At 68.8% G+C, this 14,515-nt stretch carries 13 protein-coding genes and 2 pseudogenes; 10 read left to right on the forward strand and 5 right to left on the reverse strand.

Going from position 1 to position 14,515, the window contains the following annotated elements; all coding sequences use genetic code 11:
- Nucleotides 1-178: 178 nt before the first annotated feature.
- Entirely contained in the window at nucleotides 179-2,023 is a 1,845-nt protein-coding gene (locus TR50_RS22620; protein ID WP_042424710.1) for a trypsin-like serine peptidase, read from the forward strand.
- Nucleotides 2,024-2,384: 361 nt separating this feature from the next.
- Here TR50_RS22620 and TR50_RS45720 read toward each other — a convergent pair whose 3' ends face one another.
- Together TR50_RS45720 and TR50_RS49030 are read right to left on the reverse strand one after the other, a co-directional pair.
- Complete coding sequence (locus tag TR50_RS45720; RefSeq protein ID WP_152648569.1) at nucleotides 2,385-2,840, reverse strand: AAA family ATPase; 456 nt, start codon at nucleotides 2,838-2,840, stop codon at nucleotides 2,385-2,387.
- Between the two features lie 49 nt (nucleotides 2,841-2,889).
- A pseudogene (locus tag TR50_RS49030) lies at nucleotides 2,890-3,099 on the reverse strand (IS256 family transposase); the annotation flags it as partial.
- 291 nt (nucleotides 3,100-3,390) lie between these two features.
- On the opposite strand from TR50_RS49030, the gene TR50_RS22630 reads away from it, so the two are divergent.
- From TR50_RS22630 to TR50_RS22640, 3 genes are all read left to right on the forward strand, one after another.
- On the forward strand, nucleotides 3,391-5,733 hold the full coding sequence (locus TR50_RS22630) for an ATP-binding protein (RefSeq protein ID WP_160311155.1): 2,343 nt from the start codon (nucleotides 3,391-3,393) through the stop codon (nucleotides 5,731-5,733).
- Nucleotides 5,734-6,057: 324 nt separating this feature from the next.
- The gene (locus TR50_RS22635) at nucleotides 6,058-6,909 is read left to right on the forward strand and encodes an IS5 family transposase (protein WP_084700769.1); all 852 of its coding nucleotides are present in this window, start codon (nucleotides 6,058-6,060) and stop codon (nucleotides 6,907-6,909) included.
- Between the two features lie 11 nt (nucleotides 6,910-6,920).
- Nucleotides 6,921-7,259, forward strand: coding sequence for a BP74-related protein (locus TR50_RS22640; RefSeq protein WP_052441232.1), 339 nt, complete (start codon nucleotides 6,921-6,923; stop codon nucleotides 7,257-7,259).
- Nucleotides 7,260-7,473: 214 nt separating this feature from the next.
- On the opposite strand, the gene TR50_RS46885 is transcribed toward TR50_RS22640, so the two are convergent.
- A complete protein-coding gene (locus tag TR50_RS46885; RefSeq protein WP_160311156.1) occupies nucleotides 7,474-7,647 on the reverse strand; it encodes a hypothetical protein in 174 nt (57 codons plus the stop codon).
- Nucleotides 7,648-7,799: 152 nt separating this feature from the next.
- Here TR50_RS46885 and TR50_RS22645 point away from each other — a divergent pair, with 152 nt between their 5' ends.
- From TR50_RS22645 to TR50_RS45725, 4 genes are all read left to right on the forward strand, one after another.
- Entirely contained in the window at nucleotides 7,800-8,039 is a 240-nt protein-coding gene (locus TR50_RS22645) for a hypothetical protein (RefSeq protein ID WP_042424714.1), read from the forward strand.
- A gap of 1,244 nt (nucleotides 8,040-9,283) precedes the next feature.
- Nucleotides 9,284-9,661, forward strand: coding sequence for a manganese efflux pump (locus tag TR50_RS22650; protein WP_160311157.1), 378 nt, complete (start codon nucleotides 9,284-9,286; stop codon nucleotides 9,659-9,661).
- A 132-nt stretch (nucleotides 9,662-9,793) separates the two neighbouring features.
- Nucleotides 9,794-10,900: a nitric oxide synthase oxygenase gene (locus TR50_RS22655; protein WP_052441233.1), complete on the forward strand. Its 1,107-nt coding sequence runs from the start codon at nucleotides 9,794-9,796 to the stop codon at nucleotides 10,898-10,900.
- Between the two features lie 127 nt (nucleotides 10,901-11,027).
- Nucleotides 11,028-11,516, forward strand: a complete 489-nt coding sequence (locus tag TR50_RS45725) for a hypothetical protein (RefSeq protein WP_042424717.1) — start codon at nucleotides 11,028-11,030, stop codon at nucleotides 11,514-11,516.
- On the opposite strand, the gene TR50_RS22665 is transcribed toward TR50_RS45725, so the two are convergent.
- Nucleotides 11,426-12,361 (reverse strand): hypothetical protein, encoded by a 936-nt coding sequence (locus tag TR50_RS22665; protein ID WP_052441235.1) that lies wholly within the window; start codon nucleotides 12,359-12,361, stop codon nucleotides 11,426-11,428. The genes TR50_RS45725 and TR50_RS22665 overlap by 91 nt on opposite strands.
- Nucleotides 12,362-12,733: 372 nt before the next feature.
- Here TR50_RS22665 and TR50_RS22670 point away from each other — a divergent pair, with 372 nt between their 5' ends.
- Nucleotides 12,734-12,937, forward strand: coding sequence for a cold-shock protein (locus tag TR50_RS22670; protein ID WP_042424719.1), 204 nt, complete (start codon nucleotides 12,734-12,736; stop codon nucleotides 12,935-12,937).
- 212 nt (nucleotides 12,938-13,149) lie between these two features.
- Nucleotides 13,150-13,284: pseudogene (locus TR50_RS44410) on the forward strand (sensor histidine kinase KdpD); the annotation flags it as partial.
- A gap of 248 nt (nucleotides 13,285-13,532) precedes the next feature.
- Here TR50_RS44410 and TR50_RS22675 read toward each other — a convergent pair.
- Nucleotides 13,533-14,339, reverse strand: coding sequence for a slipin family protein (locus tag TR50_RS22675; protein WP_042424722.1), 807 nt, complete (start codon nucleotides 14,337-14,339; stop codon nucleotides 13,533-13,535).
- Nucleotides 14,340-14,515: the final 176 nt, after the last annotated feature.

Consider the following 14,515-nt stretch of genomic DNA (forward strand, 5'->3'; position numbering starts at 1 on the left):
GGCAGCCTGGTCGTGCTGCTTCGCACACGGCGGTCCCGAGCAGCGAAGCGTCAGGGGAACGTCTGCCCAACCTCGTTCCGCGCCTGGCCTTGCACAGGAGGACTGCTGCCTGGACCTACCACGGGGACGTCCAGGCGGCCGATGTCGACCGCCATCCAGATTCAGGGGGAGCACAACCATGCGCAAACCCGGCAACACCCGGCGTGCAGTCGCCATGGCTGCCGCTGCCGTCCTGGCGGCCGTCGGGATCGCCACCAGCACCGGCAGGGCGTCGGCGTCCGCTCACGGCGCTGTCGCAGCAGATCCGACCAACACATTCAGCATCGCGTTCCAGGGCAACACCGCTGACCTGTGGGACTCGGGTGGAACTGCGCCCGGCTCCTTCGACACGGGCCTGGGCATGGCGCCCGGCACCAGCCCCAGCACCGCGCTCGGAGGGTGCGACAACGGCGCCGGAGAGACCGCGTTCCAGGCCAACACCACCAACTTGTGGATCACCGGCAACGGGCACAGCACCGACACACATCTGGGCATGATGCGCGGAACCAGCCCCAGCATCAGCAGCGTCTGCGAGGGGCGCGGCACGAACGCCTACTGGACCGCGTTCCAGGCCAACACCACCAACTTGTGGATCACCGGCAACGGGCACAGCACCGACACACATCTGGGCATGATGCGCGGAACCAGCCCCAGCATCGTCGCTCACCTCGACGCCTTCAACCAAGTCGAGTACGACGTCGCCTTCCAGGCCAACAACGGCGACCTGTGGCGCTACAACTCGGAGACCGGGCAGGCCGCTGACCTGCACCTGGGCATGTTGGCCGGCACCAGCCCCAGCATCGCCTCGGCCGGCGGGTCCGACGTCGAGATCGCGTTCCAGGCCAACACCGGCGACCTGTGGATCACGCCTGGCACCACGGCGGGCACGGACCTGGGCCTGGGCATGATGCGCGGCACCAGCCCCAGCATCACCAGGAACTTCAACAACAGCAGCCACTTCGGGATCGCGTTCCAGGCCAACACCGGGAACCTGTGGATCACCCCGGCTGCTCGGGGCGCCGGTACCAACCTGGGCCTGGGCATGATGCGCGGCACCAGCCCGAGCTACACCGTCAAGAACCTGGGGCTCGTCCCCGAGATCGCGTTCCAGGCCAACACGGGCCGCCTGTGGGTCACGCCGGACAAGCGGGGCGGCGGCGTTTCCACGGGCCTCAGCATGGCTCCTGGTACCAGCCCCAGCATCATGGCGTTGGGTTTCACTCCGTCCGACGGCGGGTCGACCTTCACCACCTCCGGTGAGCCGACCGTCGGCAAGCTCTACTACGACGTCCTGGGCTACAAGTGGAACTGCACCGGCACGGTGATCGGGCGAGACATCGTCGCAACCGCCGGCCACTGCATCTACAACGACTTCAGGGACGCCTCCGGGTTCAGCTGGGCACCGCCCGGGCTCTGGGTCGAAGCCCCGCCCCCGTACCAGTTCGTGCCGAACGACAACTCCGCCGGCCCCCACGCCGCCTGGCACGTGACCGGGCAGCCAGTCATCCCTTTGCACTGGGCCCGCCAGCACGCGCCTGATGCCGACTTCGGGGTCTACACGATCGCGCCGCGCTCCGACGGCGCCCACATCGGGGACGTGGTCGGGATCCACCCGTGGAGGGTCTCGAAGGGCGTGAGCGCCGGCTCGACACCCACGTACACCATCGGCTACCCGCACGACTTCAAGGATCCGCAGGCGTGCAACGCGCCGGCGATCCGGTTCAACGGTGACAACAGCCAGCTGGAACTCAGCTGCACCTTCGCTGACGGAGCGTCCGGCGGCCCGCTCAGCGACAGGGCCGGCTTCGCCTACGCCAACATCGGCGGCTTCCAGCAGGGGGGCGTCAACTCCTTCCCGTCCTACGGGGTTGTGTGGAACCGCGAGTTCCTGATCATGGTCCTCACTGCGGAGCAGGGGGGCGGAACCGTCGTATCCGGCAGCCACGGCACCTCCATGCGGGTAGCCGGCACCTCCGCGCACTGAGCTGGGCGACGCCGACACGGACTCGCAGCGAGTGATCTGAGCAGTACTGAGGCCCCAGCTACCTGCCGGGGCCTCAGCGCTGCCCGAACTTCCTGGGCGGCATCGCCCCTGGCGCCCGATCGCGGCACCAGGCCAATCAGAACGGTCCAGGATCGGATCAGCAGTCGTCGCCGAGGACCGACAGTGTGCTCCAGCAGGTCGGTTCCTGCCGCCTCGTCCGGGGCGGCAAGAGTGTGGGGCTCGAAATGTCATCACCGCGGCTCAAGCTTACTGGTACTGGTTGACGACTCTGCCAGGGATGCGTGTGCGCAGAAGCCTGCATGGTGCCTCGTCGGGCAGGACTGGCGGCGCTTCCGTGGCTTCAGGCGGCCGATGGTGTCGTGATCTCTATGGCCGGGCGACAGCGGTCCCATTCGTCATCCGTGGGCAGGCCGGCGTGGATCGAGATGGCGGGGGTGCCGGGCCGTACACCGCTGTCGGGCGGTCTCCAACGGGACGTCGCACCAGATCTCCCCGTCGCGGGATCGTTTGGGCGGTTCAGGCCTTTCGGGACGAAGTCACGGAAATCGGCCGGCCAGCATGACTCCAGGACGGCACCACCGGGGGCATATGCCAGCAGAGCACACATCGTCTCGCTGGCGGCGGCGCCGATGGCCGCGTTCCAGCGCCTCCGCACCCACCCGGCCGGGGCGGTGCCCAACACGTCGGCGCGGGCCTCATTGATCACGTTCTTGCTGAGCAACGGCAGCTTCAAGTGGCGGGCCAGAGCCCTGGCCAAGGTCGTCTTGCCCGAGCCGGACAATCCGTTGACCAACACGGCGGGAGACTAGGTCACGCTGCCACCCCCTCGCCTCGCTCGACCAGGCCGCCGCAGTGGCCACGATCCGGGGCCAGTCGTGGCCGTTGCGGACCACTTGGCGCCGCCCGTACTCGTCGGTCTCGCCCGTCAACTCGGCTATGTACTGGCTGACGTCCGCCTCCAAAGCGGCGGCCAGCATCCGGCGGGCGCCCCCACGGACGATCTTGTCGATCAGAGAGCCGGACTCGATACCGCCGTCGGCGTTCACTACGCTCAGCGCGGGCGTGCCTTCCCGACCCGCGCTGTGAACGCGGGCCTACTCGGAGACCATTACGGGATCATTGGAAGGTACGCCCTCCGCGTGCCCTGCTGATGATCCCAACTCGCTGGCGAGATACCAGTGCTCTGCGGCCTGCCCCCATGGATGACTGCCAGCAGGTCATGGTCTGGCTTAGTCGAGGCGCTCCACGGCCAGCTGGAGCGTCAGCTCGTAGTCCTGTCTCCTGCCCTTCCCGTGCACCCCACCCATAGGATGGGCCTGTCAGGGACACACGACGCGGGGGGCATCGTGGCTGAACAGCCGGGCGCACTGCCAGATCCCGGCCAGGCGGTTGGCCTGCCCGAGTTCATCGGTCTGCTGGGAGAACTACGTGCGTGGGCAGGGATGCCCTCGTACCGGGTGTTGGCGAAGCGTGCCGGGGCGCTCATGCGGCCGCCGCGCTCCTTGTCGACCATGACCGTTGCTGATGCGTTCAAGACGGGACGGCGCCGCCTGGACCTAGACCTCGTGGTCGCGATCGTCCGCGCGCTCGGCGCGGACGAGCCAGCGGTCGACCGCTGGCGCCAGGCCTGCATCAAAGCCCATGCACGAGCCAAGGCCGGCGGTCCAGTCGGCGTGTTCGGTCAGTTGCCCACGGATCTCGCCACCTTCACGGGCCGCCGTGAGGAACTGGCCCGCTTGGTTGCCGCCGCGACGAACGCGCGCGACGGCGACAGCGCCACCTCGAACGCTGTTGTGATCTCCTCGATCGAAGGCATGGCCGGGGTCGGCAAGACCCAGCTCGCGATCCACGCCGCCCACCAGCTCGTCCGCGACGGACACTTCACCGAAACCCAGCTGCATGTGAACCTGCGCGGCTTCGACCCCGAACACCCGCCCGCGGACCCGTCCGCGGTCCTGGAAGCCTTCCTGCGGCAGTTGGGCGTGGCCGCGCAGCAGATCCCCGCCAGCCGAGATGAGCGGGCGGCGATGTACCGCGACCGGCTACGCGAACGCGGTGGGCTGGTCCTGCTCGACAACGCCGCCGACGAGGAGCAGGTCCGCGACCTCATCCCCGCCGGACCCAACTGCCTCGTGCTGATCACCAGCCGCCGCAGCCTGGCCGGCCTTGACGGCACCACCCCGCACCTGATCGCAGCGTTCTCGGAAACCGAGTCGCTGGACCTACTCGACAGGATCGCCGGCCACGAGCGCGTTACCGCAGAACCCGAAGCGGCCGCCCGGCTTGTTGACCTCTGCGATCGTTTGCCACTCGCGGTGGCACTGACGGCTGCGCGGCTGCGCTCCCGCCCCACCTGGTCTCTCGCCGCGCTGGCCGACCAACTAGAGGAAGGCAGGCTGGACGCGATCCGCGCGGGCGGACGCGCGATCCGCCCCGTCCTCGACCTCTCCTACCAAGCGCTCCCGGCCTCGGCGCAGCAGATGTTCCGGCTTCTTGGGCTACACCCTGGCCCTGATCTGAGCACTGACGCAGCCGCCGCGCTCACCGGCCGCACGCGCGCCGGAGCGACGCAGACTCTGGAACTGCTCCTGGACGAGAACATGCTGCAACAGCGGCAACCAGGGCGCTACGAACTCCACGACCTGCTCCGCGCCCACGCCATCGAACTCGCCTCGGAGGACGACGCGGCCGTCGCGGCCGCCCTCGGGCGGGTCACGTCCTGGTACGCGCACAGCGTCTACAACGCGTTAACGCGACTACGGAAGACCGTAGACACGCCCACGGTTCCGTGCGAGGTGGTCCCGGCACGGTTCGGCTCCGACGAGGCGGCCCTGGCATGGGTTGCCGCCGAGGACACGAACCTGGAACACGCCCTGCGTACCGCCGCCGCATCCGGACTGCACGAGACCGCCTGGCATTTGAGCCGCTCCCTCGACTACTGCTACTTCGAGAGCGGCAGAATCACCGACTCCCTCCGGGTAAGCCTGCTGGGCGCCGAATGCGCCCGTAAGGCCGGCAACCGTTCCGGGGAGGGAAGGTCCCTGCGCGCGGCAGGCTGGGACCACATGGAACTGGGGTCACTTCCCGAGGCCGAGTCCTGCCTGAGCAAGGCGCTGGAGCTGTGCGGGGCAGCTGACGACCTGCACGGTAAGGCCCTGGCCCTGAACGGCCTCGGCAAGGTGAGCAGTGACCGGCGCCGGTTCGCCGAGGCGCTCGACTTCTACCAGGCGTCGTTGGCGATTTACACGCAGCGGGGCAGCCGCCGCCACGTGGGCTACGTGCACTCCAACATCGGCGTCGTCTACTTCGAGATGAAGCGCTACGACCTGGCGCTGACCAGTTACCTCCACGCCCTGGAAATCCTCGACTCCCTCGAGAGCGACAGCTTCACCCAGTCCGTGCTACTCGGGAACATCGCCGAGGTCCACTTCCTAACTGGCGAGTACGGCAAGGCTCTCAACTGGCAGACCCGTTGCCTCGCGCTCACGCGTGAGTACGGACATCACCTGCACGAAGCCGACACCCTGCTCGCACTCGGCGACAGCCACGCCGCCCTCGGCCACACCGACCAGGCCGGTACAGCGTGGGCTGAGTCAGCCACCCTCTACGAGCGACTCGGCGACCCCCGGGCCACCGAAGCCAGACAGCGCCTCAGCAACGACGCCCACACCAAGTCGACCGGCACATGACGGGCCCTCCTACTCGACGCCGCCGCGGCTCGGAGCGCGGAGAAACAGGCCTCGCCGCGCGTCGCAGGGAGGCACGGTGCCGGGTTGGCGGAACCGCCGCTGAGGGCTCACTCGCCGCCCTCCGTCGCCGCGAGCGAGCCCGTCGATGCCTGTTTTTCCGGTTGTCGACTCCTCAGCGAGAGGCGCATTCCGTGATCATTCGCAGCTTCGAGCCGCGTGACCTTCCGCGGCTGACCGAGCTCTGCGGGTGCGGCTTAGAGGGCAACTGATCTACGTATTGGGCGGTTTGGGTAACTGCAGCGAGGATGGCTCGTTGCTCGTCTCGTGAGTTCTCGACGCCCGTACCGCAGCGATGTGTCCGACGCCCGCTGGGCCTTGATGGAGCCGGTCTTCACGGCATGGCGGGCGGCCCGCACGGGTCCCGGTGTGGGTGCCCGCGTTCACGACCTGCGGGAGATCGTGAACGCGATTCTCTATGTCAACCGCACCGGCATCCCGTGGGAGTACCTGCCGCACGACTTACCGCCCTACAAGACCGTCTACGACTACTACGCGAAGTGGGACGCCGACGGCACCACCCAGCAGGTCCACGACCTCTTACGCGAGCGAACCCGTCGATCCCAGGGACGCCGGCCCGACCCATCAGCCGCGGTCCTCGACGCCCAGAGCGTCAAGACCTCCAGCAACGTCGCCGAAGCCGACCAGGGCATCGACGCGGCCAAGAAGATCAAGGGCCGCAAGCGCCACCTGGTGACCGACACCCTGGGTCTCCTGCTCGCGGTCATCGTGAGCGCCGCCTCCATCCAGGACTCAGAGGGCGGACGGCAGGCCCTCGACCAGGTCGCCGCTCAGCACCCAGGCGTGGTCAAGGTCTGGGTGGACGGCGGCTACAACGCCACGACGATCAACCACGGCGCCCGCCTCGGCATCGATGTCGAGGTGACCAAGCGCACCGCCCCGTCGGGGTTCCAGCCGCTGCCGAAGCGCTGGGTGATCGAGAGAACCTTCGGCTGGCTGATGCAGCACCGCCGGCTGGCACGCGACTACGAAGCCCTGCCCCAGCGCTCGAGGACCATGATCCTCTGGGCCATGACTAACAAAATGAGCCGAGCGCTCACCGGAGAATCCACCCAGTCCTGGCGCACGCCGCCAGCAGAATCGGGCAGATTGACCTAAAAGGTCATCAGATGCCCTCTAAGGCACACTTTTGGTCCCTCATTCTCCGCCCCCGACAATCAACAGGCAACGCTGCGCCCCACAACGCCCTGGAACTCGTCGGCGGGGAGACCACCGTCCACCCCCACCTGATCGCGCGGATCCTCAAGCGGACAGCCCTCTACAACCCGCGCTGGAGCTACCACACCAGCCCCGACAGCACGCACTTCTTCGACCAGGCCACCGAAGTCTGTGACGCGACCGTCCCGTACGTCGAAGAGCACCTCGACGAGGTCGGCAGCGCCTTCCTGCCTGGCCTCATCTGGTGCGACTGGTCCTCCCGCCTGGTCCGCGAAATCCCTGCGCCGTAGTCGACCGACCGCCGCCCGTTTGCCACCCCCCGCTCCCCGCGTACGTCCGCCGGGCGGAGGCGTCCTACGTAGGGGGCTCTGCCTGCCCGGCGGGCTTTCGTGCCGCTGCACGCCCCGGGCGGGCCTGCTTTCCATCAACCTGGAGAGCGTGGACAGCAGAAGGCCCCCAACGCTTCGGACTCAAGCGTCGGGGGCCTGGCCTATCCGCGCGGGTCTACGGCCATTCGTCGGTCAGCACGTCGTGCAGGTCGTCGAGGAAGTCCTCATGTGACGGTTCCTCCAGGTCGGGATCCGCCACCGCTTCGAGTTCCTCTGTGGGCTCGTCGTCCACGACATCGAGTTCGTCCTCGATGTCGCGGGTCTTACCGGTGGTGCCGTTGTTCGGCATGGCGCACTTCCTTGCCTCGGGAATCGGGGGCGCGCCCAGCACAGCAGCGACGGAAGGCGACCGCGCTTCGTCGCGTCCAATCGAGTGGGTCACCCACCGTCGCCGGGCTCATCCCGGATGCCAGTCGTATCGGGGTGGGGCAGCTTGGAGGGATGAGCGATGAGCCGTCCCAAGCTGAGCAGCATCACGCGCACGTCGTCGTCCACGCGGTACAGACCGACGCCGTGACGGGCCCGTACCGGCGCGTGGACATCCTCGGCAAGTACGTCGGCAAGGCCTACGAGCTCGCGGACGTGTCCGAGTTCTGCCGCCGCGCCGGCCTGGACGAGCTCAACCTCGACGCCGAGCCTGTGGTCGACTGGCAAGGCGGCGGCCCGCAGGTGTGGGAGTAGCTTCCGCGCGCTCGCCCGTCCGGTTGATCCTGAGTCACTCGGACTGTGCTGCATCGTTTCCCAGGCGTGACCACTTCGGATCCGGCGCCACACTCGTCACCCGGCACCGACTGCCCAGACGGCACGCCGCTGTTCAGTGACCTTGCCGCGGCGTGGGCGGCGTCCGGCCGGACGGTGCCGGGGCGCCCGGATCCGGAGTGGGACCGACTGGTCGCCGGAGGATCAGGGCGTCGACGTCGCAGGTGTCGGTTTCCGCGACAGCAGGCAGCTTAGAAGGTGGTGGCCCTGCCGACGGGGGATGCGGCAGAGCCACCGGGCGATGATCTTGGCGGAGTGCCGGGCATCGGTCAAGACTTACTTGTGCCGCCTTCCGAGGGCCCCATTCACCGCCTAGCCCTTGCGGCCGATCACGCCAGCGCCGAACGTACCTCGCGGATGCTACTGGCCAGCCGCCGGTCACTCCGACAGTCCACCGCGTTTGCTCCCGCCATCGCGTGCTGGGCTTGATGGGTACGGCGCAGGTTCGAGCCTCCCGCCCGTCAATCGCGCCCTGCCGTGCGGCTTTCGCACAACCGCCCGGCAGCGGGAGCCTTGGTACCTCGACCGGGGCTCCCGCCCAAACTGCACGAAGAGGGGCCCCCGCTCGTCGCCCAGGACCCCTCTCGTCTACAGCGTACGTACGTTCTACTGGTAACCCCACGGGCAAAGGAACGCCCCCGACACTTCGCCGAGCGTCGGGGGCCTCTTCGTCACCGAATGATCAGTACCAGACCAGGCACTGGCCGCCGTTGCAAGGCAGCGTGTAGACCTGCCCATTCGCGTTGCTGTCCAAGCACTCGCCGGCCTGGCGGTTCACCAGGTTGAAGCCGTTGCCGACCCCACTGCCACCGCTCCCAGTAATTCGCGGTGCCGCAGTTCTCCAGGTAGACCATGTCCCGGTTCGGGCGCATGCCCCAATACGCAGGCCGCGCACCAGCCCTGGGACGCACGTCCCCGAATGGGAGCGCCTCCCTTTCTGCCCAGCCTTGATCACTATCGGTAATCACGAGAAGGAGTCGCCGGAGTGTTCGGGGCGGTCGGGGTTCCGGCGGGGCGGCGCTGGCGGATCGCGGCGCTGTTCACCGTGTTCGAGGGTGGTTTGCCGCCGGCAGGCCTGAGCCTCGGCTATCCGCTGGCCCGCGTGATCGGCGGGAAGGCGGGCTACCTGGCTGCCGCGGCCACGGTCGGCCTGGGGCATTCGCCTGTTGTTCTCCGGCCAGGACAAGGAAGGCGAGGCCGCCGGACGCCTGGTGTCCCTGAGGGGTTGGACGGCGCTCGGGGCCGGCCTGGGCGTCAGTCTGGACATATTCGGGATCGGATTCAGCCTGGGCCTGACCGGGCTGCCCACCTTCGGGTGGGCCGTCGCAATCGCCGCGCAGGCGTTCCTCGTGGCTCAGCTCGGCCTGCTTCTGGGTGCCCGGATGAGCGAAGGGCTGCGCGAGGGTACCGAGCTGCTTGCTGCGGTCGGACGCAATCTCACGCGCGCGGCTCCCCTGCGCGTCCGTAGGGGAGGCGACAAGGGCGCGCATGGGTTGCGTCAAATGCACGGTTTCTGCGTGCACGACATGACTCCCACGGCGTAGCGTCCGACTGTTGGCATGTTTCGGGCAAGTTAACTGCTTGTCCGCTGTGGGGCGTTGACCTGGGGGTTCATCATGATGCCCGCATCTCTGTGCACATCACCGTCCGCGCTTGCCGGTCCGCCGAACGAACCGATGGCCGCCGAGGCCGAGGAACTGGTCCGGCAGCTCGCGTCCGAGGGCCATCTGCCGCCCGGTGCCGTGGAGCAGCGCCTCCAGGAGATCAGGGACGCGTTGGAGTCCATGGGTACCTACCGGCAGAGCACGGAAGAGTTACTGGCGGGCGCGCGGATCGCGTGGCGGAACAATCCGCAGTGCGTCGGCAAGTTCTACTGGAAGGCTCTGGAGACCAGGGACTGCCGAGATGTCGGCGCCGGTAGTGCGGACGAAGCCGCGTTGTTCGAGGCTCTCGTGGAGCATCTGCGTCTGGCCTGGAACGGTGGCAAGGTCCGGCTGCTGCTGAGCGTCTTCGCCCCCAGCGGCCCCGATCGACCTGGGCCCCGTGTGTGGAACGGACAGCTCATCCGCTACGCCGGCTACCGGCAGCACGACGGCACGGTGGTGGGAGACCCCGAGACGGCCGACCTCACCGAGGCGGTCCAGCGGCTGGGGTGGCGCGGGAAGGGCACCGAGTACGACGCGCTGCCGCTGGTCATCCAGAGGCCAGGTCGCGAGCCGCGGTGGTTCGACCTGCCCGCGAGCGCGGTCCCCGAGGTACGCATCACGCACCCCGACTACCCCTGGTTCGAAAGGCTGGGCCTGCGCTGGCACGCCTTCCCGACGATCTCCAACCAGATCCTGGAACTCGGGGGCCTGCACTACACGCTCGCGCCGTTCAGCGCCTGGTACACCTGCACCGAGATCGGCGCCCGGAACCTGTCCGACACCAACCGCTACGACAAACTGCCCGTGGTCGCCCAGGGGATGGGCCTGGACACCGGCCGCGACCGCACCCTGTGGCGCGACCGAGCACTGCTGGAACTGACCGCAGCCGTGCTGCACTCCTACGACCGGGCCGGGGTGTCGATCATCGACCACCACTTCGCCACCAAGCAGTTCGTCCGGCACGAGGAACGCGAGCACAAGAGCGGCCGCACGTGCCCCGCCGACTGGTCCGCGATCGTGCCGACCACCAGCGGCTCGACCACGCCGGTGTGGCAGCGCCGCTACGAACCGACCCGCGTCCGCCCCAACTTCTCGCCTCACCCGACTCCCTGGCCCGACGGTGGCGCCGGGAGCTGAGCGCGCTGATGCCGCTCTGCTGGTTCGCGGTGCCACTGGGAGCTGCGCTCAACCTCGGCGGGACCGGCGTCTACGCGCTGCGGACGCTCCGCGGATCGGTCCAGCCCAACGCCGTGACCTGGCTGCTGTGGGCCGTGGCACGGGCGTGGCGTTCGCGGCCCAGATCGCCCGTCACGCCGGCCTCACCGCCGTCACCACACTCAGCGTTGGGCTCGGCCCGTTGATCGTCTTCCTGTGCGCGCTCAGCCGTCCGGGCTTCCGCGCCGCACGCCCCAGACGCGCTGAACTGTGCTGCGCCGCCCTATCCCTGGCCGCGCTGGTCGGCTGGGGGATCAGCGCGGACCCGACGATCGCGCTCGCGCTGAGCATCCTGGCCGACGGCTGCGCGGCCGTCCCCACGGTCGTGAAGTGCCACCGGCAACCGGGCAGCGAGGACCGGACCGTCTACGCACTCATGGGACTCAGTGCCGTGCTCACCCTGGCCACGCTGCCCGCCTGGACGTTCCCCGCCGCGGGCTTCTCCTGCTATCTCCTGGCACTCTGCGCCGTTCTTCTGGTCCTGCTTAGCCACCAGGACCGGCGCGTACCGGGCCGCGAGGCAGCGCTGCCACCCTGACTGTCAGTCACCACGGCGCCAGGCGTCCGGTTTCGCGCGCGCGCGTCGCCGGCGGTCAGTGCCCGAACCGGGCCCTCGGCTTGGACCGGTTGCCAGTCGCGTGGATGTGGCCGCCCATCGCGGTCCGCGTCGCGGATCCGGAGCTTGTCGCCGGTGCGGTTCCACTCGGGGGCCAGGTCGGTCCCGACGCGGTGCGGCAAGGTGGAGCGGACGATCTCCCACCGGCCCGCGCGCACCCGTCCCACGGAGACCTCGCAGTCCAGAAGCGCCGCGCCCTGCGCGCGGCGATCGCAGCCGCCCACCTGCTCGACGAGGGAGACCAGCGGCATCGGGAGCGGCGCGTACCGGTCCCTGGCGTAGCAGAACCAGGAGCCGGCACGGACAAGCAGCCCTGTGCAACCGTCCTGCGGATCCTCCAGCAGCGCTGCCGCCGGGGCGGCGGGTGGACCTCCGATGCGTTCCCAGTGCTCCAGGTAGGCCTCGTGCAGTCCCTCCTCCACCAGAACGCCTTCCTCCCAGCGCAGGGTGCCGGTGTCGGGAAGTGGCGCCGTCGGGTGGAGGTCGATCCGGCGCACCCAACTGAACGCCTCGCCGTCCTGTTGCAACGTGCCGGCGAAGGCCCTCTGGCCGCACAGCGCGAGCAACTGATGGTGGTCCAGGTCCCGCAACGGCGACGCTCCGACGGCCGCGTCGAGCCCGGCGGGCTGGCGCAGATCGCCGAAGAGCGTGGGGCCCTGGACCCAGGTGACGCTGCTGGTGCGGTCTGTCGAGCCATCGGCTTCGGGCACGAGCGTGCGCCGCCAGACGCCGCCCAGATCAGCGAGCGCGACATCGACCCCGACCATCTGTCCTCCTCATCCGACGCAAGGCCGATCCGAACCCGTCCGCACCGGGCAACCTCGCCCGACTATCCTGCCGCGCGACGACCACACCGACTGCCCACGGCCGGCGATCGGGCGCACACCGACCCCCGCCTGCGGCAGCACACAAGCGCCAACGGGCTGATCCTGAGTGCCGGACGGAGCGCGGCGAAACCACGACGGCGCCGTTGCCACGGCGTTAAGCCCTCTGGCCAGGGGCCCCGACTTCGTCGTAGCGTGCTGCTCGAACGCGCGGTTCCGAAGTCGCTTCACCCGGCAGATCCGAGGACACCAGGGCGATCAGACCCAGGGGTCCTCACCAGCGAGGACTCTGCTATCCAGGACAGGGGAACAGGCATGGCCACCGGAATCGTGAAGTGGTTCAACGCCGAGAAGGGCTTTGGCTTCATCGCCCAGGACAGCGGCGGCCCAGACGTGTTCGTCCACTACAGCGCGATCAACTCCGACGGCTTCCGGTCGCTGGACGAGGGCGCGCAGGTCGAGTTCGACGTCGAGCAGGGCCCGAAGGGGCCGCAGGCAGGCAACGTCCGGACCATCTGAGGCACGCAGCGAAAGCCCGCCGCGGTCACCGCGGCGGGCTTGGTGGCATGAACTGGATCGAGGTGGTCCCGGCAGGGGCGGGCCCCGTGGCGTTGACGCAGTGCGGGCTCACGTTCGTGCTTCACATGGTCGCAGGACCGCGCCGGGGCACGCGCGGCCAGGACTGATCCCTCCGGCCGGGCGACGACCTGGCGGTGATTCCCGGCTTGGAGCGCCTGGAATCCCTCAACGACGTCGTCATGAAGATCACCGGCGTACCGCAGCGCGCGACCGTGCCCGCCGAGATCGTCCGCCGCGCCGACCAGATCGAAGTGGTCGACATGCCCCCCGATGGCCTACGCCGACGCAGCCCTGAGCTCTGGCCAGCAAAGGATCCATCAGTTTCCGTCTACCTTCGGGTGTGGGCCGCGCGGCATTGGAGTGTGGCAGGGCCGACGCACCTCAAGCTGCCTGGCGGGGCCGGTTCGGCGAACCACCGGTTGCGTAGCGCGTCCGTAGGTCGGGGATCGCCGAGAGCGTCGAGCCCTCGAGCTGCAGGCCCGCGCCAAGCCCGGGCCGGCCCACCGAATGAGGATCGCGCGACGGTTCAGCGTGGTCAGACGATTGCGGAGTCGCCGCTGCGGGGCGTGGGAACCTCGGCAGCCCGGTCGGCGCTTGGGGTTGCGGCATCGAAGAAGCGGAGCAACTCCACCGGGAAGGGCATGACCAAGGTGGAGTTCTTCTCCGCCGCGACCTCCACGACGGTCTGAAGCAGCCGCAGTTGCATGGCCGCAGGGGTGTCCGCCATCTCAGCCGCGGCCTGGGCGAGTTTCTGCGACGCCTCCAGTTCGCCCTCGGCGGTGATGACGCGGGCGCGTCGCTCACGGTCCGCCTCCGCCTGGCGCGCCATCGAGCGCTTCATCGACTCGGGAAGCGCGACGTCCTTGATTTCCACGCGGTCGATGTGGATGCCCCATTCACTCGCCGGACTCTCGAGCATCAGCTCAAGGCCCTGGTGGAGTGCCTCCCGACCGGACAACAGCTCGTCGAGCTCGCTCTTGCCGATCACCGAGCGCAGCGAGGTCTGGGCGACCTGGGACATCGCGAAGGTGTAGTCCTGGACCTTGACCGCGGCCGTGATCGGATCAACGACCCTGAAGTACAGCACCGCGTCCACCCTCACGGAGACGTTGTCGCGAGTGATGCCCTCCTGCGAGGGAACGGGCATGGTGATGGTCTGCACGTTGACCTTGCGCATCCGCTCAACCACCGGGACGAGCAGGGTCAGGCCCGGCTGACGCGCCGCCTCCCGCACCCGCCCAAGGCGGAACACCACTCCGCGCTCGTACTGCTGGACCACACGCACACTCTTGGCCAGCACGATCAGTGCCAGCACGAGCGGCACCGCAAGTACTGCGATCATCGACTTGTCTCTCCTTCGTTCCGCAGCCGGTCGGCTGCCGCCGCGCACCGGGCGCGGGACCGATCGCAGAACCTACTCCTCAGGACGGGAACGTGGGGCCAGTGCGCGTCAGGGCCGCGTACGGAGATCGTCAATTCTCGCCGCACTGTGGCGAGCTCGTCACCAGGCGCCTCTGG

This window comes from Streptacidiphilus anmyonensis (genome assembly GCF_000787855.1).
Lineage (GTDB): Bacteria > Actinomycetota > Actinomycetes > Streptomycetales > Streptomycetaceae > Streptacidiphilus > Streptacidiphilus anmyonensis.

Excerpts from the sequence above, each read along its gene's own strand:
- TR50_RS22620 (WP_042424710.1), top strand. The coding sequence starts at position 179 with ATGCGCAAACCCGGCAACACCCGGCGTGCAGTCGCCATGGCTGCCGCT.
- TR50_RS22640 (WP_052441232.1), top strand. The coding sequence starts at position 6,921 with ATGCCCTCTAAGGCACACTTTTGGTCCCTCATTCTCCGCCCCCGACAA.
- TR50_RS46885 (WP_160311156.1), bottom strand. The coding sequence starts at position 7,647 with ATGCCGAACAACGGCACCACCGGTAAGACCCGCGACATCGAGGACGAA.
- TR50_RS22645 (WP_042424714.1), top strand. The coding sequence starts at position 7,800 with ATGAGCGATGAGCCGTCCCAAGCTGAGCAGCATCACGCGCACGTCGTC.
- TR50_RS22655 (WP_052441233.1), top strand. The coding sequence starts at position 9,794 with ATGGCCGCCGAGGCCGAGGAACTGGTCCGGCAGCTCGCGTCCGAGGGC.
- TR50_RS22665 (WP_052441235.1), bottom strand. The coding sequence starts at position 12,361 with ATGGTCGGGGTCGATGTCGCGCTCGCTGATCTGGGCGGCGTCTGGCGG.
- TR50_RS22670 (WP_042424719.1), top strand. The coding sequence starts at position 12,734 with ATGGCCACCGGAATCGTGAAGTGGTTCAACGCCGAGAAGGGCTTTGGC.
- TR50_RS22675 (WP_042424722.1), bottom strand. The coding sequence starts at position 14,339 with ATGATCGCAGTACTTGCGGTGCCGCTCGTGCTGGCACTGATCGTGCTG.